The following is a 26,396-nucleotide window of genomic DNA, read 5'->3' on the forward strand; positions in this document are numbered from 1 at the left end:
CATGCCCTTCCTCGCCCGCACCCACCCGCGTCTTTCCAGCGCCACGGTCCTTGGCCTGGCGGTGGGTATCCTGGTTCCCGTGGACTCGATCATCAGCAAAACCCTGATCGGCTGGAATGCCGGGGTCTGGACCTACCTGGTGCTGATGTTCTGGCTGACCGTGCGGGCCAAGGCACCCGATGTGAAGCGCATCGCCGAAATCGAAGATGAAAATGCCGGGCTGGTGCTGCTGATGGTCTGTGTCGCGGCATTGGCCAGCCTGGCGACCATCACCTTCGAGCTGGCCGGCAGCCGCGACCTGCAAGCCGCCGGCAAGCTGTTGCATTACGGCTTCACGGCAATGACCGTGATCGGTTCCTGGTTGCTGATCGGGGTGATTTTCAGCGTTCACTACGCGCGGTTGTATTACACCTGGGAGGGCAAGGAGCCGGCGCTGCGGTTTGCAGAGGGGCTGACCACGCCCAACTATTGGGATTTCCTGTATTTTTCTTTCACCATCGGCGTGGCGGTACAGACCTCGGACGTGGGCGTTGCCACGCGGCAGTTGCGCAAGATCGTACTGGCGCAATCGCTGATCGGGTTTGTGTTCAATACGGCGATCCTGGGGTTTTCGATCAATATTGCGGCGGGGTTGTTTGGGTGAGATCCATTGGGGCCGCTTCGCGGCCCAGCGGGAGCAAGCTCCCTCGCCACAGGGTCAGCTTCGAGCAATAGAGAGTGGGCAACCTCAGGACGGTGTGGGCAGCCACAGCCTGAAGCGCGCGCCGCCCAGTGGCGAGGCCTCGACGGTCAGTGTGCCGCCCTGGGCTTCCAGGGCCCGGCGGCTGATGGCCAAGCCGAGGCCGAAGCCGCCCGTGGCGCGATCGCGGCTGCGGTCCAGGCGGTAGAACGGTTCGAACACGCGCTCGCGTTCGCTGTCGGGAATACCGATGCCGTCGTCGTCGACCCAGATCTCACAACCTTGATCACCCACCAACACGCCAACCTGGATGCGCTTTTCGCAATAACGCATGGCATTGCGCAACAGGTTCTGCAGCGCCCGTGCGGTCAGGCGTGGGTCCAGCACGAAACGCTCCAGTGCCCCATGCAACAGCACGTCGATCACCACGTCCGGTGCCGCCAGGTCCTCGTCGATGCTGCCCAGGATGCTGTCGATGAACTCGTCCAGCGCCACTTCAACCCGTTCGGGCAAGCGTTGCGGGTTTTGCAAACGGCTATAGGACAGCAGTTCCAACACCAACTCATCCAGCTCGCGAATGTGCGCCACCAGCCCTTGCAGGCGCTCGCGACTGGGTGCCGGCAGGTCATCGGACAGCGCCAGGGCCAGGCCGAAGTCGAGCCGCGTCAGGGGCGTGCGCAGTTCGTGGGACACGGCGTTGAGCAAATCCCGCTGTTGGTTGAGCAGGTTCTCGATGTCCCCCGCCATCGTGTCGAACACGTGGGCCAGGCTGCCGATGTTCGAACTGGAGGCGATGTGCGTACGCTCCCCCAGATGACCTTTGCCGAAACGCTCAGCGGTGCGTCGCAGGCGTTCCAGGTCGCGCCAGTGGGGCCGCAACCAGAGCAACAGGCAGGCCAGCATCGTCGCGCCGATCAACACGTTGATGCTCCAGTACAACCAGCTGACATCGGCCGGGTCCGGCGGCACGACCATCTTCACCGCCGTGCGCTCATCCAGCGGCGCGGCCGCCAGGGTCCGCCAGGCCCAGTCGCCGAGGCGCACCACATTCTCGCCACGCTTGAGCCGCGCCTGTTCATCGGCGCTGAAACCTTCGTCATCGACAGCGGCCAGTTCGATGCGCAGCGGCTCGAACTCCTTGTCCATCTGCGCCGCCAGCGCCGGCCACTGTTCGCTGGGCACGGTGTGGAACTGCTTGACCAGCAAGGTTTGCAGGCCCCGGGAATAGTCGAGGTTGTAGGTCAGGAAACGCTCCTGGAACAGACGGATCACCAGTTCCGGCATCAGGTAGATCGCCGCGCTGTAGGACACGATGGTGACAAGGTACAGGCGAATCAGCAGCTTCCACATCGGCTCAGCATTCCCACTCGGAACGACTGAACAGATAGCCCTTGCCCCACACGGTCTTGATCTTGCGGGCTTCGTCGGCGTTGTCGTCGAACTTGCGCCGCAACTTGGAAATCGCCACGTCCACCGAACGGTCGGTGCCGTTGAATTCGATGCCCCGCAAGCGCTGCAGGATCTGGTCGCGGCTCAGCACTTCCCCGGAATGCCGGGCCAGCACCACCAACAGATTGTATTCGCCACTGGACAATTCCACCGGCTGTCCGCGCCAGGTCACGGTGCGCTCGGACAGATCGATGCACAGGTTGCCCATGAGGATGCGATCGTTCGCCGTCTGCGGCTCAGTGAGACTGCTGCGGCGCAGCAAGGTGCGCACCCGCGCCAGTAACACCCGGGGTTCGCAAGGCTTGGTGACGTAGTCATCGGCCCCCATTTCCAGGCCCAGGACCTGATCGTGGCTGTCGTCCCGGGCGGTGAGCATCAGGATCGGCAAGGTCGCCGAGTCGGCCCGCAGCAAGCGGCAGACCTGCAAGCCGTCCAGCCCCGGCAGCATCAGGTCGAGGATCACCAGGTCCGGCGGATCGACCCGCGCCCGTTCACGCACATGATCGCCACGGCTGAGCACGCTGACCTGATAGCCGTTGCGTTCCAGGTAGCTGGCGATCAGTTCGGAGAGTGCGGTGTCGTCTTCGACCAGGAGGATGTTGGGCATGGGTGTTTCCAGAAAAGTGCTGTGGCGCCTGGCGGGGCCTCATCGCGAGCAAGCTCGCTCCCACAGGGATGTTCGGTACGACACAAAACCACCATGGGAGCGAGCTTGCTCGCGATGGCGATGTCACAGGCGCAGAGAATCTCAAGCTGCCAAGGATATACGCCCTCACCCACCCACGAGCAAACCCCTTACACAATTTCACACACCGCCTACAAAGCTTTACCGCTGCCCGGCAGTTTTGGGTTGCAAGGACACGAAACAGGCACCAAGCACAAAAACCGCGCCTTGTATAGTTGTAATGTCTGACAGTATACAGCGGAAGAATATGGGTCTTATATGAACTGTCCACGCATACGACACCGCAGGATGTCCGCTGGATATTCCGTCGAACAGTATGGAGATTTTACTTATGAGCAGCGCAGCCACAAACTTAGATTTTGCCCCCCTTGAGGCCGAGGTGGATTTCACTGCCAACCTTGAAGACAATTCGAATTTCAGCGCCGCCATTACCTCACTAAGATCATCGACCACCCCTTCCCGGGGTGATGTGTGGGTGGTGATAGCAACTGAATGGAGCAATGGCAAGCCAAGAACCTTCACGATCACTTTTTCCAAAGACATCAAGGACGCCATAGGCGCAGAAATTACCGACATTGATCGACACGTCAACATGATCTACAACAACTACGAAGATCCGGACAATCCGACACTGCAGAAAGCAAGAAGCGGGACCATCACTTACGCAATGGGCCCGTCTGGAAGCTTCGCTGGATCATTCGAAGCGCAAATTGACAAAGCCGATGGGAACGGCAGTTATTTGTGCAGAGGCCGCTTTGATACAGTGCTCAGCTCATTAATGTGAGCCATAAAAAAGCCCTGACTTTTAGCCAGGGCTTTTTTATTTACGGATCAACCATTTAACGAATATTCCATGGGTGGCGTCTTACCCTACCATTTGAACTGCACGCCGACGGTGCCGGCTATCGGCATCTCAATGCCTTTACCGTTCATGTATTCAACTTCAGCGTGAGCCTGCCACCGTTGCGACAGGTTGATGGCAATACCCGCCCCCAACTCGGCACGCGACCCGGAAAGATCGTTATTGAAGACATTGTTATTCACTTTGACTTCGTTGTTTTTAGAGAACTCGTGGGCCAACGCTGCACGAACATAAGGTTGGACCATCGCACCATTGTCCAATTGCATGTTGCGGCCTACCGTCACACCGGCCTTACCCAACAATGAATAAGTACGATCACCCTCAGCCTGCAAGCCATTGTCCAGGTGATAATCCTTGCCCTGAATCGCCACAGCGGACCACTGGGTAAACGGTTCGATGAAATAACCATCATCAAGCTTGATATGGCGACCGACTTCTACCGAACCGCCGAGACCATTGTTGTCATAGTCGCCCTTGGATCGTTTGCCATCACTCATCCCAACCTTGGCTTCATTGCGAAAGCGGTTAAGCTTGAGCACGCTGTCGACATAGTAACCACTGGCCTCGTCCATCCATGTCAGGTACGTACCGAGGTAGTAACTTTTAATCGTGCCTGAGGTGCCGTAATGCAGATCCAGGTCCGAAGCGCTATGACCGGCCATGACCCCCAGCAACCATTGCCCATCACCCAAAGGCAACGGCGCATCGGCACCCAATGAGAACCCTTGTTGGGTCTGGCGATATCCTGCGCCGTAGCTGTCCGACACGTTGTACTTATTGCCGTAGGCACGGATCCAGGCGCCGGATTTTTCCGGATTGAAGCGCAACTCCCCCATACGGCTGCGCAACGAGGCCTGCTCGCCGTACCATACCGTCACTGCGGTATTGAACAATGCCATGACGGCGCGAGTGGAAGGGCTGACGCCGCGAGCCGTGGGATCGAGGAACCAGTCACCCGTATCGCCTTTCTGCAAACCATAGGTAAATGCGCCGAACTCCACTTCTCCACCGGTATTGGCCAGGGAGAAAACAGCATCCCCTCCGGCGGTCTGGACCACCTGAACGGGCTGACCGCTACTACCCACCAGCTCGTTGCCACTGGCAGCAACCAAGAGTTGGTGGTTCCCCGTGGCAGTGCCCGTGACATTGAGGAAGTCCGTCTGGTTGGTCGTAAAATCCGTGCCGATTGCAAATAGACCGTTACCGGACAGGTTTTCCACGTTCAATCGATAAAAAGCACTGTCGGCGCCCATTCTCACCGTACCGCCATTGAGCACCAGGTCACCGACCTGACTGTCGCCCGTCATGGTCCAACTCGATTGAGCATCGATGCCGGCCGTCGCGACATTGGTCATGACGCCGGTCAAGTGTGAGCCTTGCTGCAACGCCACTGTCGCGGTGCTGCCCGCCTCTGCCGTTATGTCACCGTTCAATGAGCCCTGGGTAAACGTCAATGCGGCGGCGCTGTTATCGGAAACCAGGACATTCCCCGTCAGGTCGCTACGCCCGACATTCATCGCGGCGTCACCTGCACCCAGCACTTCAAGGATCGTCCCGTTGCTGCCGGTCAACGTCGAACCATTGAGCACATTGATCTGCGAAACCGGGGCGGTCCCGCCCGCGTAATCCACGACAATGGCCGAACCGTTTTTACCCTCGACGCTCGATCCATCCAGCTGTAGCTGGCTGGCAACTGGGACACCACCTTCAAGTCCCATTGTGACGCCATTTTGACCGCCGATAATGCGCGAGCCATTAGTGGCCGATGCCGAGCCACTCAACAGCGAAAGACCAAAACTTGTGGCGCCCGTACCTTCAACTGTGGAGTTGGAGAGCGCCAGGGAACTGAAGGCCGTCACACGAGCACCACCGGTGCCCCCGGTGAAGCTGCTGTCCGTGGCCGTTACCGTTGAGCCGGTAGTCGTGCCGGTGACGTGCACGGCCGACAAGCCCAACCGATCTCCGGTGACGGTGCTGCCGTTGATGGTGCCGACACTATTGGATAGTTCCAGCCCGGCGAGCCCGGTACTACCGGCGACCGTCGTGTTGGAAAGGTTAACGGTTGAACCCTGCCTGCCAATAATTCGGTCGGTAGTGGCGCCGTTGGCGTTCACTGTGGATTGCGAGGCAACGATATCGAGCGTTTGCGCGCCATCGACATTCAGTTCGGCGTCCTGCGAAAGCGACCATGTTTCCACCGCATGACCGTCCACGATGGTCTGACTTTGGCCGACCAATACAGCGGCAAGCGTTGGCTCAGCCAGCAACAGCGATAAAGACAGCGATGAACTGCTCAACCATCCCGCCGTCCCCGGCCTCATTCCAACGTACTTAATTGATCGCATAATAGAACTACCCACAGTTGTCATCCCATCTAGAAATGACGAAGTTGATTTAGCGAGCGACGAACCCCTCACCCAGACGGCGGGTAAACTACAGTTCTATGTCACAGACTGATGTAGGATAAGTCCGATTATCCGGCAGGATTTCTCTTCGCTTTACCAAGCGTTCATGCCGGGAAAGCCGATGCTTTCCCGACACCCAAACACGAGGACCATCTATCAAGTCAGCGTTCCCTCACAGTATTTATGACTGGTATTAAGCAGGGAGACTTCATTAAGAAATTCCTGCGAAGGCGTTAGGACGCCGCCAATGGTGACCTCATACCAGATCTTGATATAGCCATTGGGTAGCCCAGAGGCATAAGGAGGCTGGATGGGTTTGAGTTTTGTTAAATAAGGCTCTATGTTCTTGACGAACACCCCCCCGGTTTCCGTACCCGAAATACTGTACGTACCGATGTACTCCGTACCATCGATGGGAAGAAGACCCGCCGCGTCAGTGGTGCCAACCGACCTCAGGGTAACGACCGTACCGGTGGGCATATGAGTCGGATCAATATCCACCGTAACAGGCAACTCCCAATTAGGTCTTACGCAGGAAGCACACGAAACAAAATTGCCTGAACCCGCCAACCTGACTCTCGGAGGGGGCAAGTCAACCCGAACTGCATCGATCTGAACTTCAGTAGGCCGCGATCTCATTCGGTTACGGCCACCGTCTTCTTCAATGGTCCAATAGGCAATTTTTTGACCTACCCCAACACCATCGATGAACGAAGCCGACATATCAAACGTTAATGAGGTTGGAACCGTCCCGGCAATCAACTGCTGACTGTGAACTTCCACCCCATTGAACCATAACTTGGCAAGTTCATCGCCAATTGGCACCCAGGTATTAGACGCATCAATCATCGGGGTGCTAATGGTCGCCGGTTTTCCACGGTCATCTGCAGTAATATGGTTTAGCGTGCCGGAACCATTCACCGCTACCACCGTGACCTTCAACATGTTCGGGTTCTCCAAGTTCGGAAAATCCGGGTTTTCAGGACCACGGTAGGTAAAGTCAAGGGCTGACTCTGTATCAGCGGAGGGAACCAAGCCCTCAACACCTCGTGAGAAATCATACTCGGCAAAGACAGGTAGCTCTACGGTAGAGTTCCCCCAAAGTGCGATCAACATGTTTTTTCTGACGACAAATTGAAGTCGTTTATTAGGCGTTTCCACGCCTAATGACTGTGCCGGCAAATTAAATGACGTATTGCCATTCGCATTCCGAATCCGCGGAAGAATTTGATCCGTGTCCTGGCCATTGGTGGTGTAGGGCACCTCTATGTAAACCGGACTCTCCAAGTCTTCCAGATCGATAACATCCGGCAGTACCCCTTTTGGAATAACAGGATCGTGAAGCTGAGGTCGCGGACGGCGACGAACATCGAAACGACTAGGGAGTGAGATTTCACTTTCATTTCCGACCACGTCATATAACACATACCAAATATAGTATTGGCCATCCAACTGAGGGAGATCAGCCGTCGGGATGGACACCTCACCGGGCGACGTCAGGTCTTGCGTATAAATAGGTGTCCCGGTGCCATAATTCGGCCCTGCGTAGACATCAACACGGTCGTCTTCGCGATGGAAGTCATAGGTCGTATTGACGGTAAGTTCAAGTGCCGTATTATTAGCAAGCCAATCATCGTCAATGATTTCACCAACGGCCAAATTCACAAACTCTGCCGCCTCCGGTTTTAGCCTGATACCTGAGGGTTTGTCATGCTCAGGCGCGAACCGATCAATTTCAGCAATAGTCCATGGCAACAGCGGGTCCGAATTACCATTCGGCCCCCAGATAATTTCCAGTTCGTATTCGTAGGTCGTTGACCCTTTAGTCGTGTCATCATCCAAAAGCCCAGCGGTGGGTATCGGAATATCAAGTAGCGGAGGGCGACCAACAACGGGACCGAAGGCGTCCTCGTCAATCAGGGTCATTGTTCCTCCCTTATGTTGATACACCCTCCATTCATCCCGAGCATCCGGGACTGGAATTTCAGCGGTTTTGAATCGTAAAAACATCGTTCCTGAGTCCAGCACCGTTTTGGGAATCAAGTCGTCTACGATCTGATCGACAATGACGGGAGTTTCCACCAGGAGGCCTGGGCCAAAAGTCGATGTGCGCAATGCCGACCGAGAACGGTCTGCAACTTGCCGCAGCGTCAAGACCTCACCATTTACATTTACACTTTTGCTGGTCATCTCGTTTTCTCCATGACATAAAATTGATCAAGTCATGCGAACACAGATAGATTTCACGCATCGACTCAACCACCTAATTTGAATTTGGCGGATCTGTCCAATCGTACCGATGAACCTCTTAAAGCATTTACCCTGCGTCTAACTGACTCTCCCCGTCACCCAACTACATCCCTCAGGCAAATCCCCCGCATGGCATTGTCTCCCCGGGAATCATCCGGTCTATTTTGACTAGGCCTTTCTTCGACTTGCCTTTAGGAACGCCATTTCGATAAATCGTATATTGGGCAACTCCAGAATCGTTATTCACCATGGGCTTCACATAAGGTACAAACGGGATTTCCATAACAAACCCATTCAGCGCCTCGCTATCACTTATCGTCTTACGAAATTCATAAACGGATGTGAGTGCGGGGGGGCTCCCATTCAAACTACCAAATCCCTGCCATTCAAGAACACATTCATCCTGCCCGCTGAAAATGGATTGAGGCGCTATTGCCACCCTGACCTTCTCCCAGATCGGAACTGGCGAAGTGCAATTGAGATAGCCCCAAAGATTGCTGTCAGGGAAAGTAGGCTCCGCCAAAGATGCCGCCGGTGTATGATCGATGGTGAGCTTGCGTACTGGAGAGGGGTCTTCATTACCATCATGTTTAATCAATAGGTAACGAATATATGCAACCCCATCTACACTCATATCTTGGGGTGTTATTGGAAATGTAAATTCCGGCCGGTCATCGGCAGGCGTATACCTGTTTCGGTATATCTCTCTTTCGTTAGGCTGCGCCCAAAATACAAAAAGATCGGTATATTCCCCGGGCTGATCAGGAAAATCCGCCCAGCGCGGTATTCTTCCGGTCGTTCCGTTAGTCAGCTGCTCTAACGGTATCCTGCCCTCTGGATCCTGATCACTCACTCCATCTATTCGCAAGGGTTGGGCGGTGATTTGCTCGTTAGGCTGTGACATCACGTATTCACTCCGGAAAAAGTGCTTGTGAGCACACGTTTACCTAGAGAAGTCCTCAATTCAATTAGGCACCGAACACCTACGGCTGCCTACTGTCATATCTGACAGGTCTGAATACCGTTTATCGGATTTGACGGAACGACACGTGCGCAGACACCTGCGCAATCGCCGGATGATTTGAACGAGAAGTTTATGGGAGCCGTAGTAAGCAATGGGTGGCGCGGGGCACTTGATGCTGATTCATGCTGCTTAGTCATGACGGACGTTTTTTCAACTGGAGTTGTCCGCCATGGTTGATCGTGAGAGCCAACGGGTTGGAGCCGTTTCAACCAGGCCTCAAGTACATCGAATCAGTTCTGCCGCATACAAGGCAATCCGCCGGCACGCCTCCGCCAGTTTCACCTGATCGACCACCAACCCGATCCGTATATGCCCCGCCGCGCTTGGTCCGAACGCCTCGCCAGCCAGCACCGACACACCGTAGTCATCCAACAGCCGCTCGGCAAACGCCTGGGCGTCGAGGCCGGTCTGGCGCACGTCGACCATCACGAACATGCCGCCATCAGGCCGCACCGGCTTGAGGCCCGGGCAATCATCGAGCATGGTGCAGACCAGGTCCCGGCGCTGGCGATATTCCTCATGCATCTGCGCCACTTCCAGCAAATCTCGCTCCAAAGCCACTTGGGCGGCGCGCTGGACGAAGTCCGGCAGGCCGAACAGCATGCACAACGACAGGTTCGCCAGATGCTCGGTGAGGGATTCGGGGCCAACCACCCAGCCGACGCGCCAACCGGTCATGGCGTGGGATTTGGACAGGCTGTTGATCGTCGCGGTGCGCTCGGCCATGCCCGGCAGGCTGGCCGGGCTGATGTGTTCGCCTTCGTAGACCAGGTCGCTGTAGACCTCGTCACTGATCAGCCACAGGTCATGTTCGATGCACAGCCGCGCCAATGCTTGCCAGGTGGGCATCGGCAGGCTGGCGCCGGACGGGTTGTTCGGGCTGTTGAGCAGCATCGCCCGGGTACACGGGGTCACAAGGCGGGCAACGTCCGCCGGGTCGACCCGAAAACCGTTTTCCGGGCGGACCGCCACCGGCACCACTTTTGCCCCGCAGGCACCGAACACCGCTTCGTAGGTGACATACATCGGCTCGGTGACGATGACTTCATCGCCGGGGTTGAGTAGGCATTGCGCGACCGCATACACCGCGCACTGCGCACCCGGCAGCACAATGACCTGTTCGGCTCCCACCGCCTGGCCGCAGCGCCGGCGATGACGCCGGGCAATGCTGGCCCGCAAGGTGGGCAGGCCTCGGATATCCGAATAATGGGTGTCGCCGGCCCGCAGGCTGCTCACGGCGGCGTCGACGATGGCGCGCGGCGTATCGAAATCCGGGTCGCCCACTGACAGCAACACCACATCCATGCCCTGTTCGCGCATGGCCAGCGCCCGGTCGTGAATTTGCCAGGCGGCGGCACCTTCGCCGGTGATGCGTTGGGTCAAGACTGAGAAGCGCATGTATCTCTCCTGATTGCGCGATATCCAGCCTCAACCCTATCTCAAATTCAACCGTGTGGGAGCAAAGCTTGCTCGCGATATTGGCGACTCGATTCCTGGGGGCCGCAGCGCTTGTATCGCGGGCAAGCCTTGTTCCCAAAGGATTTACCGCGCTGCCACCCGCCAAAGCCGGGCGATGTCCCGGGCACGCTCGCTCAGCAGGCGCGGGGCGTCGGCGCAGGCTTCTTGCAGGGTCATCGGCCCGCTGGCCAGGGCGAAGGCCGCGTCGATGCCGTGCTCATACAGTGCCTGGTAACCCTCCCCCAGCGTGCCGGCAATGACCACTACCGGTACGCCATGCTGGCGGGCGATGCGGGCCACGCCGAAGGGGGTCTTGCCACGCAGGGTCTGGGCGTCGAAACGGCCTTCGCCGGTGATCACCAGGTCGGCGCCGCTGACCGCCTCGGCCAGCCCGGTCAATTGGGCGACGACGTCCACGCCGGTACGAAACTGTGCCCCCAAAAACGCCTTGGCCGCGAACCCCAGGCCACCGGCGGCACCGCTGCCCGGTTCGTCGCGCACATCCTTGTGCAATGCCCGGGCGCACTGTTCGGCGAAATGCCCCAGGGCCCGGTCCAGCGCCTGCACCTGATGGGCCGAGGCGCCCTTCTGCGGACCGAAGACCACGGAAGCGCCGTGGGGCCCGCACAGTGGGTTGTCGACGTCGGCGGCGATCTCGAAACTGACGTGGGCCAGGCGTGGGTCCAGATCGCTCAGGTCGATGCGCGCCAGGTTCGCCAAGGCCAGGCCGCCGGGTGGCAGGGGCTGGCCCTGGTCATCCAGCAAGGCCACGCCCAGCGCCTGCATCGCTCCAGCACCGGCATCATTGGTGGCGCTACCGCCAATTGCCAGGATCACCCGGCCGGCGCCTTCATCCAGGGCGGCGCGAATCAACTCGCCGGTGCCGTAGGTGCTGCTGGCACAGGCATCCCGTTGCCCCGGCGGTACCAGTTGCAAGCCACTGGCCTCGGCCATCTCGATGATCGCGGTGCGGCTTTCGGCCAACCAGCCCCAACGTGCCTCGACACTCACACCCAGGGGCCCGCGAACCCGAGTGTGACGCCATTGACCGTTGCAAGCTGCCAGCACCGACTCCACCGTCCCCTCCCCGCCGTCGGCCATCGGACACTTGATCAACTGCGCATCCGGCCAGACCTGGGCCAGCCCCTGGGCGATGGCATCGGCGACGCCCTGGGCGCTGAGGCTGTCCTTGAACGAGTCGGGGGCGATGATTATTTTCATATTATTCTCCGGTTCCGATGCACAGCATGCTGCCAGTTGACCGCAGCGGTGACGCCGGTCCGCCGCACAAAAGACACCGGGCATTATTGTTCAAATTCACAAATAGCGGTTTGTCAGGGGGCATTGTCGTTGGCAGTGAGGGCCTCATCGCGAGCAGTCTTGCTCCCACCGTTACGCTGCTCACTCAAGAAGAACGCTGCACCCCGTGGCGAGGGAGCTTGCTCCCGCTGGGCTGCGAAGCGGCCCTTTCTGTGAGCGCTTCGCACTCAAGCGGGAGCAAGCTCCCTCGCCACAGGTTTGTCGACAACCTTAAGTGAGCGGCATTTCCCGCAGTAGGGGTTATAGGGATATATCGGCGGTCTGGGGTAGCAGTTGCACCCCCAGGTACAACGCCAACATCCCATCCAACCGCAACGGGTCCACACCGCTGAGTTCGGCGATGCGTTCCATGCGGTAGCGCAGGCTGTTGCGGTGGATGCCCAGGGCGTCGGCGCAGGCCTGGCTCTGGCCGTCGTGTTCGCACCAGCTGCGCAGGGTGGCGAGCAACTGGCCGTTGCTGTCCTTGGCGATGACCTTGCGCAGCGGGGTCAGCAATTCGTCCAGGGCATCGTCGCTGCGATGGCGCCAGAGCAGCACCGGCAAGCGATAACGGCTGAGGGCCAGCAAGCGCGATTGCGGCAACACATCACGTCCGTAGGCCAGCAGGTCCGCCACCCGCCGATAGCAACGCCGCAAGCCCGCCAACCCTTCAGCCTGGCCGCCCACCGCGATCCGCAGGATGTTCCAGCCCAACCCATCGAGCTTGCCCAGCAACCGCTCGTTCTCCACCGAGGCGGTGACCGGCCGGCACCAGAGCAAGGAGGATTTGGACGAGGTCAGGCACCAACTGTCCGGGTAGCGCGACATCAGCCAGGCACTCAAGGTCTCGACGGTTTGTCCGGGCCCATGCTCCAGCCCCAGTTCGAACAGATACGGCACCCGCGACAGTTGTGGCTTGAGGCCCATTTGCCGGGCTTCGTCCAACAGTCGCGGCGAATCCCCCGCATCACCCAACAGCAGCGCCAGCAAGTCATCGCAACGCTGGCGACGCCATTGCTGTTCGGCCTGCTGGTTGCGCTGGCCCACCAGCATCTCGGCGGTCATGCGCACCAGTTCGGCGTAGGTGCGCAAGTGCGCAGGCTCGCCGGTGATGCCCAGGACGCCGATCAGCCGTTGGTCGAGCATCAGCGGCAGGTTGATCCCCGGCTGCACGCCCTTGAGGTGCATCGCGGTGTGCTCGTCGATTTCCACCACCCGACCGTTGGCCAGGACCAGTTGCGCGCCCTCGTGACGGGTATTGACCCGCTCGCGCTCGCCGCTGCCAAGGATCAGTCCCTGGTTGTCCATGACATTGACGTTGTATGGCAGGATCGCCATCGCCCGGTCGACGATGTCCTGCGCCAGGTCGTGATCGAGTTCGAACATGGGCGGTGTTCCTTGCAGGCGGCGTGGATTGTTGTTTGAGGATAATGCGCCAACGGGATTGGTCAGGCGCACAGGGTCTGCCGCCAAACCCTGTGCTCCGGCACAAAGACACGGGCCCTTGGGCTGGCCGAGACTCAAGGGGCGGTCAACGTTACCCCTTGGCTTGCAAAAATCATAATAAAGAGAGACCCGCCATGTCCCAGAGCGCAACAGCCCTCCTGGCTACCCCCGACGAAAAAAATACCGTCTACAAGCGCATCACCCTGCGCTTGATCCCGTTCATTTTCATCTGCTACCTGTTCAACTACCTGGACCGGGTCAACGTTGGCTTCGCCAAGTTGCAGATGCTCGACGCCTTGAAATTCAGCGAAACCGTGTACGGCCTCGGTGCCGGGATCTTCTTCATCGGCTACGTGCTGTGCGGCGTGCCAAGCAACCTGGCCCTGACCAAATTCGGCCCTCGGCGCTGGATCGCGCTGATGATGATCACCTGGGGCACCCTCTCGACCTGCCTGCTGTTCGTCACCACCCCCACCGAGTTCTATACCTTGCGGCTGTTTACCGGCGCCGCTGAAGCCGGGTTCTTTCCGGGCGTGGTGCTGTACCTTTCGCAATGGTTCCCGACGTTCCGCCGCGGCCGGATCATGGCGTTGTTCATGTCGGCCATTCCTGTGTCCGGCCTGCTGGGCAGCCCGTTTTCCGGGTGGATCCTCAACCACTTCGCGGCGGGCCAGGGCGGCCTGGCGGGTTGGCAGTGGATGTTCCTGCTGCAAGGCATCCCGACGGTAATTCTCGGGGCGCTGGCGTTCTTCCTGCTCAGCGACACCTTCGCCAACGCCAAATGGCTGACCGCTCAGGAACGCGCCGTGCTCACCGCCGACCACGCCGAAGACCTGGTCAACAAGCCAAAAACCACCACCGACTCGCTGCTGGCGGTGTTCAAGAACCCAGCGATCTGGGCCTTCGGCCTGGTGTACTTCTGCATCCAGAGCGGCGTCTACGCGATCAACTTCTGGCTGCCGTCGATCATCAAGAGCCTGGGCTTCAGCGATAACCTGGTGATCGGCTGGCTGAGTGCGATCCCTTATCTGCTGGCAGCGGTGTTCATGTTGCTGGTGGGCCGTTCGGCGGACTTGCACAAGGAGCGTCGCTGGCACCTTGTCGTACCGATGCTGATGGGCGCCGTCGGGCTGCTGATCGCCGTCAACTTCGCCACCACCCCGGCCATCGCCATCATCGGCCTCTCCATCGCCACCATGGGCGCCCTCACCGGCCTGCCGATGTTCTGGCCGGTGCCCACCGCACTGCTCAGCGCCGGTGCGGCGGCCGGCGGGTTGGCGCTGATCAACTCCATGGGCCAGATGGCCGGTTTCCTCAGCCCGTACCTGGTGGGCTGGGTCAAGGACGCCACCGGCTCCACCGACGCGGCGCTGTACCTGCTGGCCGGCGTGATTGTGTGTGGCAGCCTGCTGGCGTTGCGCATGACCCGCACGCTACGAGCCTGACGCCCTTTTACCCTGTGGGAGCGAGCTTGTTCGCGATAGCGGTGAACCCGTCAAGGTAGAGGTTGGCTGATGTGACGCCATCGCGAGCAAGCCCGCTCCCACAGTGGATTGGGGGGTGTTTGAGAATTGTGTTTGATCCAGGCGGGGGTTCTGGGGTTTGATTGAGCCTTTCCCATGGATAAAAGGATCTTGTCATGAGCTACCACACGCTAGGCCATTCCGGGTTGCAAGTCTCGACGTTGACCCTGGGCACGATGATGTTCGGCGAACAGACCAGCACCGAGGATTCGCTGCGGATCATCGACAAGGCCTGGGACCAGGGCATCAATTTCATCGACACCGCGGACGTCTACACCAACGGTCGTTCCGAGGAAATCGTCGGCGAGGCGATCGCCCGCCACCGCCACGAATGGGTGCTGGCCACCAAGGTCGGCTTCGGCCCGCCGGACGGCGTGCCCAACCGCAGCGGCCTGAGCCGCAAGCACCTGTTCAATGGCATCGAGGCCAGCCTGACGCGCCTGGGCACCGATTACCTGGACATCTACTACCTGCACCGCGAAGACCACAACACCCCGCTGCACGTTACCGTGTCGGCCATCGGCGACTTGATTCGCCAGGGCAAGATCCGCTATTGGGGCCTGTCGAACTACCGTGGCTGGCGCATCGCCGAAGTGATCCGGATCGCCGACAGCCTGGGCATCGACCGACCGGTGATCAGCCAACCGCTGTACAACATCGTCAACCGCCAGGCGGAAACCGAGCAGATCACCGCGGCGCAGAACTACGGCCTCGGCGTCGTGCCGTTCAGCCCCCTCGCCCGCGGCGTGCTCAGCGGCAAGTACGCGCCGGATGTGGCGCCGGACGCCAACAGCCGCGCCGGTCGCCAGGACAAACGCATCCTGGAAACCGAATGGCGGATCGAGTCCCTGCGCATCGCCCAGCAGATCCTGCAGTACACCCAGGGCCGGGGCGTGGGCATCGTCGAGTTCGCCATCGCCTGGGTGCTGAACAACAGCGCCGTGACCTCGGCCATCGTCGGGCCGCGCACCGAGGAACAGTGGGATTCGTACACCAAGGCACAGGCGGTGAAGATCAGCGCGGAAGATGAAGCCTTCATCGATTCGCTGGTGACGCCGGGGCATGCTTCGACGCCGGGGTTCAATGATGTGAGTCATTTCGTGCCGGGACGAGTGCCGCGTACGTCTTAACATTCACAGACATCGTGGCGAGGGAGCTTGCTCCCGCTGGGTCGCGCAGCGGCCCTCAGAAAAAAGCGGCCGCTGCGCAGCCGAGCGGGAGCAAGCTCCCTCGCCACAGGTGTACAACTTTCCCGCACCTGTGTTGCAGTCCCAATCAATAAGAGGCCTCAGTGTCCAAAGGCATCGTTCTATCGGTCTCGGCCTCCGCGCTGTTCGCCGTCATGTACTACTACACCTCGTTGCTCGCCCCCCTGAGCGGCGTGGAGATCTTCGGTTGGCGCATGCTGCTGACGATGCCATGCATGACCGCCTTCCTGCTGGTGACGCGGGATTGGAACCTGGTCACGGCGCTGATCCAACGCCTGGTCGCCACGCCACGGCTCTTGATCGCGGCGATCGTCTCTTCGGCCCTGATGGGCGCGCAACTGTGGCTGTTCATGTGGGCGCCGCTCAATGGCTACAGCCTGGACGTCTCGCTGGGGTACTTCCTGTTGCCGCTGTCGATGGTCCTGACCGGGCGCATGGTCTACGGCGAACGCCTGTCCTACCTGCAGAAAGTCGCCGTGTTCTTCGCCACCCTCGGCGTGTTCAACGAGTTGTACCAGGTGGGTGGTTTTTCCTGGGCAACTTTGCTGGTGGTGATCGGCTATCCGATCTATTTCATCCTGCGCAAACGCATCAAGACCGACAACCTCGGCGGGCTCTGGCTGGACATGACCCTGATGCTGCCCGTGGCGCTGTGGTTCGTGCAAAGCGGTGAACAGGGTTTCAACGTGTTCGACCAATACCCGCGGCTGACATGGCTGATCCCGTTGCTCGGGTTGATCAGCGTCAGCGCGTTGGTGTCCTACATCGTCGCCAGCCGGCTGCTGCCGTTCAGCCTGTTCGGCTTGTTGAGCTATGTCGAACCCGTGTTGCTGCTGGGCGTTGCGCTGCTGTTGGGCGAGAGCATCAAGGCCAGTGAATGGCTGACCTACATCCCCATCTGGATGGCTGTAGCGGTGTTGGTGTTCGAAGGCTTCAAGCACCTGGTGCGGCAGCGGCGCCGGAATTAAGCCCATCACCGGCCCCTGTGGGAGCGAGCTTGCTCGCGATGACGGCGGCACATTCAACATGGATGTAAGCTGAACCACCGCTATCGCGAGCAAGCTCGCTCCCACAAAGGGTTCTGTATTGGCAATAAAAAAGCCCGCCCGGGATCTCTGCCGGGCGGGCTTTTTCATCGGTCAGGCTTTACTCGGTCGCCAACACGCCACGACGCACCTGGTCGCGCTCGATGGATTCGAACAGCGCCTTGAAGTTGCCTTCACCGAAGCCATCGTCGCCCTTGCGCTGGATGAATTCGAAGAACACCGGCCCCATCAGGGTTTCCGAGAAGATCTGCAGCAGCAGGCGCTTGTCATCCGGGTTGGACGAGCCGTCCAGCAGAATGCCCCGCGATTGCAGTTCATCCACCGGTTCGCCGTGGTTCGGCAAGCGGCCTTCGAGCATTTCGTAGTAGGTGTCCGGCGGCGCGGTCATGAAACGCATGCCAATGCTTTTCAAGTGGTCCCAGGTCTTGACCAGGTCATCGGTGAGGAAGGCCACGTGCTGGATGCCTTCGCCGTTGAACTGCATCAGGAACTCTTCGATCTGCCCGGCGCCCTTGGACGACTCTTCGTTCAACGGGATGCGGATCATGCCATCCGGGGCGGTCATGGCCTTGGAGGTCAGGCCGGTGTATTCGCCCTTGATGTCGAAATAACGGATCTCGCGGAAGTTGAACAGCTTCTCGTAGAAGCCGGCCCAGTAGGCCATGCGCCCGCGATACACGTTATGGGTCAGGTGGTCGATGATTTTCAGGCCCGCGCCCACTGGATTGCGGTCCACGCCCTCGAGGAACACGAAGTCGATGTCATAGATCGAGCTGCCTTCGCCAAAACGGTCGATCAAGTACAACGGCGCACCGCCGATGCCCTTGATGGCCGGCAGGTTCAGCTCCATCGGGCCGGTCTCGATGTGGATCGGCTGGGCGCCGAGTTCCAGGGCGCGCTTGTAGGCCAGTTGCGAATCCTTGACCCGGAACGCCATGCCGCACACCGACGGGCCGTGCTCGGCGGCAAAGTACGAGGCCACGCTGTGGGGTTCGTTGTTGAGGATCAGGTTGATCGCGCCCTGGCGATACAGGTGCACGTCCTTGGAGCGGTGGGTGGCCACTTTGGTGAAGCCCATGATCTCGAAGATCGGCTCCAGGGTGTTGGGGGTCGGGGATGCGAATTCAATGAATTCGAAGCCCATCAGGCCCATGGGGTTTTCGTATAGATCTGCCATGTCGGCGCCTCATCATTCTGGTCAATTAACAAAAAAACGTTAGTTGCAGTCAATGCTGGGGACACGGGGCGGCGCGCAGGAAATGCCACGAACGCTGCGGGCGAGGAAATCGCCGTAGATCAGTTGAAACCCAAGTATCTTCATTGTCGACCCAAGGCTCTTGCGGGCGAGGCTTCTGCTGCCAGAAGACGTTATTCTTATATGCGTAAATCGATTCTACACAGCGTAACCGGATTTGTCCGCCTTCTGTATCAAATCGCCTTACCCTTCGACCGCGCAAGGGGTTTGTTGCACAGGAAAATGCCCACCAGGATCACGCCCCCGCCGACGCACATCAAGGCCGTGAGCCGTTCGTCCAGCAGCAGCGCCCCCAGCAGCACCGCCGTCAGCGGGTTGAGCGCGATGAAGACGCCGGACCGGGTCGCGCCGATCCGGCGAATGCCGTCATACCAGGCGATATAGGCCAGGGCCGAGCCCAGCACGCCGAGGTAGAGCAGGCTCAGCCATTGCGCCATGTCCAGTGCGCGCAAGGCCTCGAACCGAATCTCACCCGCCGCCGCGCAAGTCAGCCACAGCATCAGCGTGCCCAGCAGAATCGACCAGGTCACGGTCTGCAAGGGGCCGAGGCTGTCATTGAGTGTTTTCGAAAACAGCGAATAGATCCCCCAGCCCAGCACGCAGCCAAAAATCAACAGGTCGCCGATCCAGCCCTGCGCCACGCCTTGCAACAAGGACGGATCACGACTGACGATCACCAACCCCGCCCCACCGATGCACAGCACGATGCCCGCCACTTTCAGGCGGTTCAGCCGCTCCTTGAACAACCACCAGGACGCCAGCCCGATCACCGCCGGATTCAAAGCCACGATCAGCGAGGCCCGCGACGCATTGATGTATTGCAAACCATAGAAGAAGCACAGGTTGTAGAAAAAGATGCCGAAGAACCCCAGCGCCGCCAATTGCAGCCCCTGCCTCACAGTGGGCCTGGCCAGCGGGATTCCGGCCAGGGCGAGAAACGCCAGCAGCGCGATACTCGCCAGCAGGAACCGCAGGCTGGCGGCAAACATCGGCGCCAGGGCATCGGCAAGGATCCGGCCGGCCACGAAGGTCCCGCCCCAGATCATGGTGACCATGGCGAGCTTCAGGTAGACCGGCAGGTCCGACGGGATTGGGACGGTTTGTTCGAGGGTTTTCATGGTTTCACCCCATTGAAATAGAACGAATACCCGTGGCGAGGGAGCTTGCTCCCGCTGGGCTGCGAAGCGGCCCTTTCTTTGAGCGCTTCGCACTCAAGCGGGAGCAAGCTCCCTCGCCACAGAAAAGCACCCTTGCACCACAGTCCGTGTGCGCTTGAGATACTGTATTGTTCACCTCATGCTTGATCATCGTAAAATGAGCAATTCCTCATGACCCTCACCCAACTCGAAATCTTCTCCCTGGTCGCCGAGCTGCGTGGTTTTACCGCCGCGGCCACGCGCTTGGGCATTGGCCAGTCAGCGGTGTCCCACGCCATCAAATCCCTGGAGCAAGAGCTGGGCGTGGAATTGCTCAGGCGCCATCAGTCGGCGGTGGAGCTCAGCGACATTGGCCAGCAGTTGCTGCTGCGGGCCCGGGCCATGCTCGGGCTGGCCAACACCTTGCGCCAGGAAGCCGCCGACGCCCGGGGCATGCGCCGAGGCACCTTGCGCATCGGCTCGTTCGGGCCAACGTCATCGATGAAACTGCTGCCCGAGATCCTGCGGCGCTATCGAGCCCTGCATCCCGGGATCGAAGTGCACATCGACGAAGGGCCCGACAGGCAGGTCATCCAATGGCTGGACGAACGGCGGATCGACGTCGGTTTCGTGGTGCTGCCCGAGGAGCGTTTCGATACGTTCGCATTGCTGGAAGATCAGATGGTGGCCCTGCTGCCCGCCTCGCATCCCCTCGCCGCCCAGGCCAGCCTGAGCCTCAAGGACCTGTGCAACGACCCCTTCGTGCACACGGAGGCGGGATCGTCGGAGCTGGTCACGCGCCTGTTCAATGCCGCCCGGCTGACACCGAACGTGCGTTTTCGTTGTTCGCAGTTGCTCAGCACCCTGGATGTGGTCAGGCGCGGCGAAGCGGTGAGCGTGGTGTCCGAAGGTTCGTTGCCGGACGACGAAAACCCCGGTTACGTTGCCCGGCCCTTGTCGCCGCGAGTGCCGCGTCAGATCGGCCTGGCGGTATTGGACAGCCGCCAGGCCTCGCCCGCCACCCTGGCGTTCATCGAGCTGGCCCGTCAATCATGAGCCCAGCACTGAACCTGTGGGGTTCACAGACTCCAAGGCCACCGCCCATACATGTGGGAGCCGAGCTTGCTCGCGATGGCGGCGAGTCAGCTTGCATCAAGGTTGAATGTCACGACGTCATCGCGAGCAAGCTCGCTCCCACAGGTAATCTGCAGCGTTCACAGAATCCAAGGCCACCTCTAATAAATGTGGGAGCGAGCTTGCTCGCGATGGCGGTGGGTCAGCTTGCATCAATTGCGGGCAAGGCAAGCGCCCGACAAGCCATCTATCATGGTCGGCATCCGACGTTTCCCCCATCCCTTTTCCCCAGGTTGTGCCGATGCCCTTGACCGCCACCCGCTCGCACACCCGGCCCCGCCGCTACCTGGTCACCCTGCTTTGCGCCCTGGTGCCGATACTGTCAGGGCTGGCCATCTTGTACATGCAGGCGGAGCGGACGCTGGCGCAACACACCCGGCAGACCGCCGAGGAGTCGGTCAGGCAGATCGAACTGATGCTCGACAATACCGCGTTGGCGGCCCGTGAACTATTGCCCCTGGCCGGCCAGCCCTGCGAAGCGGTGAAGCTGGCCCTGCGCGAACAAGTGACGCGCCGGCCCTTTGTCCGTTCGACCAACCTGATCTGGGACAACAACCTCTATTGCAGCTCGCTGTTCGGAGCTTTCGAGGAACGCGTCAACCCGAGCGACTATCACCAAGGCACCCTGTGGCTCATGGACGGCAACCCGGTCACGCCGGATACCGCGTTGCTGATCTACCGGCTCAATGAGGGCCAACAAGGCGCCTTGGCCACCCTTGACGGGTATCACCTGGCCAACGTTCTGCGCCTGATCGGCCGCCAGACCCGACTGCGCCTGCAAGTCGGGCCGAATTGGCTGGCGGCGGACGGCAAGGTCCGGCCAGCGCCCCTGCCCGGGTCGCCGGTGGCACCGACCGAACTGGGCTCAGCGCGCTACGCCTTCAATGTAGAAGCCGGATTCGACGAGGGTGAAACCTGGCGCTACATGGCCAGGGAATATCCGCCGCTGTTCAGCTTGCTGATCTTCTTCGGCGTGGTGGCCGGAACACTTGGACACTGGCTGCAGAAGCGCGCCTCGTCCCCCAGCCGTGAATTGCAACGGGCGCTGGAAGCCGGCGAGTTCGTGCCCTACCTGCAACCAGTCGTGCACAGCGACAGCAAACGCTGGGCCGGCGTCGAGGTGCTGATGCGCTGGAATCATCCCAAGGAAGGTTTGGTCCGCCCGGATCTGTTCATTCCATTCGCCGAACACAGCGGCGTGATCGTGCCGATGACCCGCGCGCTGATGCAGCAAACCATGCACCTGCTGGTGCCGCTTGCGCCTCGACTCGAAGCGCCGTTTCATGTCGGCATCAACATCACCGCCCGCCACTGCCAGGATCTGGCGCTGGTGGACGACTGCCGAGAGTTTCTCGACGCCTTCGCGCCGGGGGCGATTACCCTGGTGTTGGAGTTGACCGAACGCGAGCTGGTCGAACCAACGCCCGTGACCCGGCAACTGTTCGACCAACTACGGGAACTGGGCGTCAAGATCGCCCTCGACGATTTCGGCACCGGTCATTCCAGCCTGGCGTACTTGCGTCAGTTCAACGTGGACTTCCTGAAGATCGACCAGAGTTTTGTCGCGATGATCGGTGCCGACGCCCTGTCGCGCCACCTTCTCGATAGCATCATCGAACTGTCGGGCAAGTTGGGCCTGGACATGGTTGCCGAGGGCGTCGAAACCGTCGAACAAAGCGACTACCTGAGCGCCCATGGGGTGAACTTTCTACAGGGTTATCTATTTGGCCGACCGATTAGCGGGCAGGCATTCGTTGAGACCTTGACCGGTACTAATGGCAGTTAACCGCCGCCGTTCTATTGACGATGACTCGCCAATTGATAAAAACGTTTGCTGTTGTTACATAACGAAAAAGTTACGATTTACACTGTCCAGATTAACTACTACAATTTTTCTACCTGTGCCACATAACAGGAGAGAGTCATTAACACCGAGTCGCTTCAAGGCGCTTGGCTTATAGCTTTGTTTGCGGTTGGTATCAGCCAAATATTTTGATTGGAGTAATCATTTTGTCCAGACTCGCTGAATTTCGTGCAGCCGAAAAGGCCCTTCAAGAACAGCTTAAGCAGCTGGAATCGCTGAAGAACGATGCCGGGCTCAAGAAGGAAATCGAATTCGAGGAAAAGCTCCAGGGACTGATGAAAACCTACGGCAAAAGCCTGCGCGACATCGTCGCGATCCTCGACCCGAACCCGTCCAAGGCAAGCCTGCAATCGACCAAGCCCACCAAGACCCGCCGTGCGCGCGTGGTGAAGGTTTACCAGAACCCGCACACCGGCGAGTTGATCGAGACCAAGGGCGGCAATCACCGCGGCCTGAAAGCCTGGAAAGAACAGTACGGTGCAGTGACCGTCGATTCCTGGCTTCGTGGTTGACAGCCTCCGTGATGTAAAAAAGCCCTGAACACATTCAGGGCTTTTTTATGGGCTAGACTTTAGAACTAAACCCATTGGCGTATTACGCTGAAGGCGTCATAGTTTCAAACTGTTTCGCACCGACTGTATTTCATCCTGGCTTTCAACAAACACCTGCGCCTGCCCTGCATAGGACAGCACATAAGCCTTGCCCTCATTTAGTGCCGCCACGAGTGCCTGAGACAATACATGTCGTCCGTTTTGCGTGATCGTGCAAGTGGTTTCCAATGCAGTTACGCCGCCCAACATCGAGGCGTGGACCTTAGTGCATACACTTTGGTAACCACCTTGGAAAAAATCCTTCTGGATTGACTTGCGCATTTCCAGCAACACGCCTTGCAAGTTGACCTGGTGATCGGGTTCGACGGGGGTGGTGGTCAGTTCCATGACCATCACGGCATTGCCCGCCGGATCACTCTTGGTTGCCCGTTGGCGCAGGGTTCCGGGTGCCGCCGAGGCCGATGCGTCCGCCGGCAGCGGTTCGACAACCCAGCCTTGAGGCCATGTCACCTGCGGTTCGGCCGCCTGGACACCACCGACACTCGCAACACTGGCAAACAGCAGGACAAACAGCGAAAGGAACGGTCGAATCATTGCGTGGCCACTCAAGGACGAATCGTGAAGTCTGAAGCCCGAGGCAGAACCAGGCAATAGCCACGCGCAGTTTGGCGACGCCGCGCCCCTTGCGTATCATGGGCGTACCTGCAAGGAAGCCGTCTGACGCAAGCCCAGGAACCGTCGCAACCCCACTTGCGACGCCGTTTGCCCCACTTATTTTCCGGAGGGCCCATGAGCCTGCACGAACTCAATACTTTCCCTGGCGTCACCGCCCAACCCGATACCGCCACGGCCAAGTTCGTCTTCAACCACACCATGCTGCGGGTCAAGGACATCACTAAGTCCCTGGATTTCTACACCCGCGTGCTGGGTTTCTCGCTGGTGGAAAAACGCGACTTCCCGGAAGCCGAATTCAGCCTGTATTTCCTGGCGCTGGTGGACAAGAACCAGATCCCGGCGGACGCGGCGGCGCGGACCGAATGGATGAAGTCGATCCCTGGCATCCTGGAACTGACCCACAACCACGGCACCGAAAGCGACCCGGCGTTCGCCTACCATAACGGCAACACCGACCCACGCGGCTTCGGCCACATCTGCATCTCGGTACCGGACATCGTCGCAGCCTGCGAGCGCTTCGAAGCACTGGGCTGCGATTTCCAGAAGCGCCTGAGCGACGGCCGCATGAAAAGCCTGGCCTTCATCAAGGACCCGGACGGTTACTGGGTCGAAATCATCCAGCCCGCGCCGCTCTAACATTCACCACGGCCTTCTGTGGGAGCGAGCTTGCTCGCGATAGCGGTCTGTCTGGCACATCAATATTGAATGTGCTGCAGCTATCGCGAGCAAGCTCGCTCCCACAGGGTCGTGCGTGATCCAAAATAAAACCCCATGAGCCATTGGCTCATGGGGTTTTGTGTTTTCCGCTATCGACTATCAGGCCGGCGCGGAGGTGCGGATCAGGTGGTCGAAGGCGCTCAGCGAAGCCTTGGCGCCCTCGCCCACGGCGATCACGATCTGCTTGTACGGCACGGTGGTCACATCACCGGCGGCGAACACGCCTGGGATCGAGGTTTCACCCCGGGCATCGACGATAATCTCGCCCCGCGGCGACAGCTCGACGGTGCCTTTGAGCCAATCGGTGTTGGGCAACAGGCCGATCTGCACGAAGATCCCTTCCAGCTCCACGTCCCGCACTTCACCGCTCGGACGGTCCTTGTAGCGCAAGCCATTGACCTTCTGGCCATCCCCCGTCACTTCGGTGGTCTGGGCGTTGGTGATCACCGTCACGTTCGGCAGGCTGTGCAGTTTGCGCTGCAACACAGCGTCGGCACGTAACTGCACATCGAACTCCAGCAACGTGACGTGGGCCACGATACCGGCCAGGTCGATCGCCGCCTCGACGCCGGAGTTACCGCCACCAATCACCGCCACGCGCTTGCCTTTGAACAGCGGGCCGTCGCAGTGCGGGCAGTACGCCACGCCCTTGTTGCGATATTGCTGCTCGCCCGGCACGTTCATTTCGCGCCAGCGGGCACCGGTCGCCAGGATCACGGTCTTGGCCTTGAGGCTCGCACCGCTGGCGAACTTGATTTCATGCAGGCTGCCGTCCTTGCCCGGCAGCAAGGCGTCGGCACGTTGCAGGTTCATGATGTCCACGTCGTACTGCTTGACGTGTTCTTCCAGGGCAACGGCCAGTTTCGGCCCTTCGGTTTCCTGGACCGAGATGAAGTTCTCGATGGCCATGGTGTCGAGCACCTGGCCGCCGAAACGTTCGGCCGCCACACCGGTGCGGATGCCTTTACGGGCTGCGTAGATCGCCGCTGAAGCGCCAGCCGGGCCACCGCCAACCACCAGCACATCAAAGGCATCCTTGGCGCTGATTTTCTCGGCCTGGCGCTCGATACCGCTGGTGTCGATCTTGGCGAGAATCTCTTCCAGGCCCATGCGGCCCTGGCCGAAGTTCACACCGTTCAGGTAGATGCTGGGCACGGCCATGATCTGGCGTTCATCGACTTCGGCCTGGAACAGCGCGCCGTCGATGGCGACGTGGCGAATGTTCGGGTTCAGCACCGCCATCAGGTTCAGCGCCTGGACCACGTCCGGGCAGTTCTGGCACGACAGCGAGAAATACGTCTCGAAGTTGAACTCACCCTTCAGGGAGCGGATCTGTTCGATCACTTCGACACTGGCCTTCGAAGGGTGGCCGCCGACTTGCAGCAAAGCCAACACCAGCGAAGTGAATTCGTGGCCCATGGGAATGCCGGCAAAACGCAGGCTGATATCGGCGCCCGGGCGGTTCAACGAAAACGAAGGCTTGCGCGCATCGGTACCGTTGTCGAGCAAAGTAATCTGGTGGGAAAGACTGGCAACTTCTTGGAGTAACGCGAGCATTTCCTGGGATTTCGCACCGTCGTCGAGGGAGGCGACGATCTCGATCGGCTGGGTGACCCGTTCCAGGTATGACTTCAACTGAGCTTTAAGATTGGCGTCCAACATACGGGCGATTTCCATGTTTGAATTTCAGAAAAAACAACGCCCGAGCGAATCTCGCCCGGGCGTTTTTG

General features: G+C 59.6%; 21 protein-coding genes. 9 read left to right on the forward strand and 12 right to left on the reverse strand.

The window, feature by feature from the left end; all coding sequences use genetic code 11:
• Position 1 precedes the first annotated feature (1 nt).
• A complete protein-coding gene (locus AC515T_RS18060; protein ID WP_496529456.1) occupies positions 2 to 643 on the forward strand; it encodes a DUF1345 domain-containing protein in 642 nt (213 codons plus the stop codon).
• A gap of 84 nt (positions 644 to 727) precedes the next feature.
• Here the strand turns inward: AC515T_RS18060 and AC515T_RS18065 are convergent, their stop codons facing one another.
• A complete protein-coding gene (locus AC515T_RS18065; RefSeq protein ID WP_496529457.1) occupies positions 728 to 2,029 on the reverse strand; it encodes an ATP-binding protein in 1,302 nt (433 codons plus the stop codon).
• A gap of 4 nt (positions 2,030 to 2,033) precedes the next feature.
• The gene (locus AC515T_RS18070) at positions 2,034 to 2,735 is read right to left on the reverse strand and encodes a response regulator (protein ID WP_122566285.1); all 702 of its coding nucleotides are present in this window, start codon (positions 2,733 to 2,735) and stop codon (positions 2,034 to 2,036) included.
• Positions 2,736 to 3,144: 409 nt separating this feature from the next.
• On the opposite strand from AC515T_RS18070, the gene AC515T_RS18075 reads away from it, so the two are divergent.
• Positions 3,145 to 3,597, forward strand: coding sequence for a hypothetical protein (locus AC515T_RS18075; protein ID WP_496529458.1), 453 nt, complete (start codon positions 3,145 to 3,147; stop codon positions 3,595 to 3,597).
• Positions 3,598 to 3,683: 86 nt separating this feature from the next.
• Here the strand turns inward: AC515T_RS18075 and AC515T_RS18080 are convergent, their stop codons facing one another.
• The 6 genes from AC515T_RS18080 to AC515T_RS18105 all read right to left on the reverse strand — a co-directional run bounded on the left by AC515T_RS18080 (position 3,684) and on the right by AC515T_RS18105 (position 13,497).
• A complete protein-coding gene (locus AC515T_RS18080) occupies positions 3,684 to 5,972 on the reverse strand; it encodes an autotransporter outer membrane beta-barrel domain-containing protein (RefSeq protein WP_496529459.1) in 2,289 nt (762 codons plus the stop codon).
• Positions 5,973 to 6,236: 264 nt separating this feature from the next.
• Entirely contained in the window at positions 6,237 to 8,270 is a 2,034-nt protein-coding gene (locus AC515T_RS18085) for a hypothetical protein (protein ID WP_496529460.1), read from the reverse strand.
• A 172-nt stretch (positions 8,271 to 8,442) separates the two neighbouring features.
• Positions 8,443 to 9,234, reverse strand: coding sequence for a hypothetical protein (locus AC515T_RS18090; RefSeq protein WP_496529461.1), 792 nt, complete (start codon positions 9,232 to 9,234; stop codon positions 8,443 to 8,445).
• A gap of 336 nt (positions 9,235 to 9,570) precedes the next feature.
• Positions 9,571 to 10,752: a pyridoxal phosphate-dependent aminotransferase gene (locus AC515T_RS18095; RefSeq protein ID WP_496529462.1), complete on the reverse strand. Its 1,182-nt coding sequence runs from the start codon at positions 10,750 to 10,752 to the stop codon at positions 9,571 to 9,573.
• Positions 10,753 to 10,896: 144 nt separating this feature from the next.
• Positions 10,897 to 12,033: a glycerate kinase gene (locus AC515T_RS18100; RefSeq protein WP_496529463.1), complete on the reverse strand. Its 1,137-nt coding sequence runs from the start codon at positions 12,031 to 12,033 to the stop codon at positions 10,897 to 10,899.
• A 339-nt stretch (positions 12,034 to 12,372) separates the two neighbouring features.
• Positions 12,373 to 13,497, reverse strand: a complete 1,125-nt coding sequence (locus AC515T_RS18105) for a sugar diacid recognition domain-containing protein (protein WP_496529464.1) — start codon at positions 13,495 to 13,497, stop codon at positions 12,373 to 12,375.
• Positions 13,498 to 13,691: 194 nt separating this feature from the next.
• On the opposite strand from AC515T_RS18105, the gene AC515T_RS18110 reads away from it, so the two are divergent.
• The 3 genes from AC515T_RS18110 to rarD all read left to right on the forward strand — a co-directional run bounded on the left by AC515T_RS18110 (position 13,692) and on the right by rarD (position 17,256).
• A complete protein-coding gene (locus AC515T_RS18110) occupies positions 13,692 to 15,002 on the forward strand; it encodes an MFS transporter (RefSeq protein WP_496529465.1) in 1,311 nt (436 codons plus the stop codon).
• Positions 15,003 to 15,196: 194 nt separating this feature from the next.
• Positions 15,197 to 16,210 (forward strand): aldo/keto reductase, encoded by a 1,014-nt coding sequence (locus AC515T_RS18115; protein WP_496529466.1) that lies wholly within the window; start codon positions 15,197 to 15,199, stop codon positions 16,208 to 16,210.
• Between the two features lie 161 nt (positions 16,211 to 16,371).
• Positions 16,372 to 17,256 carry an EamA family transporter RarD gene (gene rarD, locus AC515T_RS18120; RefSeq protein ID WP_496529467.1) on the forward strand — a complete coding sequence of 295 codons (885 nt, stop codon included), beginning with the start codon at positions 16,372 to 16,374 and terminating at the stop codon, positions 17,254 to 17,256.
• A gap of 178 nt (positions 17,257 to 17,434) precedes the next feature.
• On the opposite strand, the gene hppD is transcribed toward rarD, so the two are convergent.
• On the reverse strand, positions 17,435 to 18,511 hold the full coding sequence (gene hppD / locus AC515T_RS18125) for a 4-hydroxyphenylpyruvate dioxygenase (protein ID WP_496529468.1): 1,077 nt from the start codon (positions 18,509 to 18,511) through the stop codon (positions 17,435 to 17,437).
• Positions 18,512 to 18,762: 251 nt separating this feature from the next.
• Positions 18,763 to 19,707, reverse strand: coding sequence for a DMT family transporter (locus tag AC515T_RS18130; protein WP_496529469.1), 945 nt, complete (start codon positions 19,705 to 19,707; stop codon positions 18,763 to 18,765).
• A 210-nt stretch (positions 19,708 to 19,917) separates the two neighbouring features.
• Here AC515T_RS18130 and AC515T_RS18135 point away from each other — a divergent pair, with 210 nt between their 5' ends.
• From AC515T_RS18135 to AC515T_RS18145, 3 genes are all read left to right on the forward strand, one after another.
• The gene (locus AC515T_RS18135) at positions 19,918 to 20,781 is read left to right on the forward strand and encodes a LysR family transcriptional regulator (RefSeq protein ID WP_496529470.1); all 864 of its coding nucleotides are present in this window, start codon (positions 19,918 to 19,920) and stop codon (positions 20,779 to 20,781) included.
• A 319-nt stretch (positions 20,782 to 21,100) separates the two neighbouring features.
• Positions 21,101 to 22,645 carry an EAL domain-containing protein gene (locus AC515T_RS18140; protein ID WP_496529471.1) on the forward strand — a complete coding sequence of 515 codons (1,545 nt, stop codon included), beginning with the start codon at positions 21,101 to 21,103 and terminating at the stop codon, positions 22,643 to 22,645.
• Positions 22,646 to 22,869: 224 nt separating this feature from the next.
• On the forward strand, positions 22,870 to 23,235 hold the full coding sequence (locus AC515T_RS18145; protein WP_305481798.1) for a histone-like nucleoid-structuring protein, MvaT/MvaU family: 366 nt from the start codon (positions 22,870 to 22,872) through the stop codon (positions 23,233 to 23,235).
• 96 nt (positions 23,236 to 23,331) lie between these two features.
• On the opposite strand, the gene AC515T_RS18150 is transcribed toward AC515T_RS18145, so the two are convergent.
• Positions 23,332 to 23,868, reverse strand: a complete 537-nt coding sequence (locus AC515T_RS18150; protein ID WP_496529472.1) for a DUF4946 domain-containing protein — start codon at positions 23,866 to 23,868, stop codon at positions 23,332 to 23,334.
• A 195-nt stretch (positions 23,869 to 24,063) separates the two neighbouring features.
• On the opposite strand from AC515T_RS18150, the gene gloA reads away from it, so the two are divergent.
• A complete protein-coding gene (gene gloA, locus AC515T_RS18155; RefSeq protein WP_496529473.1) occupies positions 24,064 to 24,585 on the forward strand; it encodes a lactoylglutathione lyase in 522 nt (173 codons plus the stop codon).
• Positions 24,586 to 24,765: 180 nt separating this feature from the next.
• Here the strand turns inward: gloA and ahpF are convergent, their stop codons facing one another.
• Complete coding sequence (ahpF, locus tag AC515T_RS18160; RefSeq protein ID WP_496533159.1) at positions 24,766 to 26,328, reverse strand: alkyl hydroperoxide reductase subunit F; 1,563 nt, start codon at positions 26,326 to 26,328, stop codon at positions 24,766 to 24,768.
• Positions 26,329 to 26,396 lie beyond the last annotated feature (68 nt).

The sequence above is a fragment of the Pseudomonas sp. FSO-7 genome (assembly GCF_059579345.1).

Bases quoted from the DNA above. Each gene is read 5' to 3' on its own strand.
- AC515T_RS18070 (WP_122566285.1), bottom strand. From the start codon at position 2,735: ATGCCCAACATCCTCCTGGTCGAAGACGACACCGCACTCTCCGAACTG.
- AC515T_RS18110 (WP_496529465.1), top strand. From the start codon at position 13,692: ATGTCCCAGAGCGCAACAGCCCTCCTGGCTACCCCCGACGAAAAAAAT.
- AC515T_RS18115 (WP_496529466.1), top strand. From the start codon at position 15,197: ATGAGCTACCACACGCTAGGCCATTCCGGGTTGCAAGTCTCGACGTTG.
- AC515T_RS18060 (WP_496529456.1), top strand. From the start codon at position 2: ATGCCCTTCCTCGCCCGCACCCACCCGCGTCTTTCCAGCGCCACGGTC.
- AC515T_RS18105 (WP_496529464.1), bottom strand. From the start codon at position 13,497: ATGTTCGAACTCGATCACGACCTGGCGCAGGACATCGTCGACCGGGCG.
- AC515T_RS18100 (WP_496529463.1), bottom strand. From the start codon at position 12,033: ATGAAAATAATCATCGCCCCCGACTCGTTCAAGGACAGCCTCAGCGCC.
- AC515T_RS18075 (WP_496529458.1), top strand. From the start codon at position 3,145: ATGAGCAGCGCAGCCACAAACTTAGATTTTGCCCCCCTTGAGGCCGAG.
- AC515T_RS18090 (WP_496529461.1), bottom strand. From the start codon at position 9,234: ATGTCACAGCCTAACGAGCAAATCACCGCCCAACCCTTGCGAATAGAT.
- AC515T_RS18065 (WP_496529457.1), bottom strand. From the start codon at position 2,029: ATGTGGAAGCTGCTGATTCGCCTGTACCTTGTCACCATCGTGTCCTAC.
- AC515T_RS18150 (WP_496529472.1), bottom strand. From the start codon at position 23,868: ATGATTCGACCGTTCCTTTCGCTGTTTGTCCTGCTGTTTGCCAGTGTT.
- ahpF (WP_496533159.1), bottom strand. From the start codon at position 26,328: ATGTTGGACGCCAATCTTAAAGCTCAGTTGAAGTCATACCTGGAACGG.
- AC515T_RS18140 (WP_496529471.1), top strand. From the start codon at position 21,101: ATGCCCTTGACCGCCACCCGCTCGCACACCCGGCCCCGCCGCTACCTG.
- AC515T_RS18135 (WP_496529470.1), top strand. From the start codon at position 19,918: ATGACCCTCACCCAACTCGAAATCTTCTCCCTGGTCGCCGAGCTGCGT.
- AC515T_RS18095 (WP_496529462.1), bottom strand. From the start codon at position 10,752: ATGCGCTTCTCAGTCTTGACCCAACGCATCACCGGCGAAGGTGCCGCC.
- gloA (WP_496529473.1), top strand. From the start codon at position 24,064: ATGAGCCTGCACGAACTCAATACTTTCCCTGGCGTCACCGCCCAACCC.
- hppD (WP_496529468.1), bottom strand. From the start codon at position 18,511: ATGGCAGATCTATACGAAAACCCCATGGGCCTGATGGGCTTCGAATTC.
- AC515T_RS18130 (WP_496529469.1), bottom strand. From the start codon at position 19,707: ATGAAAACCCTCGAACAAACCGTCCCAATCCCGTCGGACCTGCCGGTC.
- AC515T_RS18085 (WP_496529460.1), bottom strand. From the start codon at position 8,270: ATGACCAGCAAAAGTGTAAATGTAAATGGTGAGGTCTTGACGCTGCGG.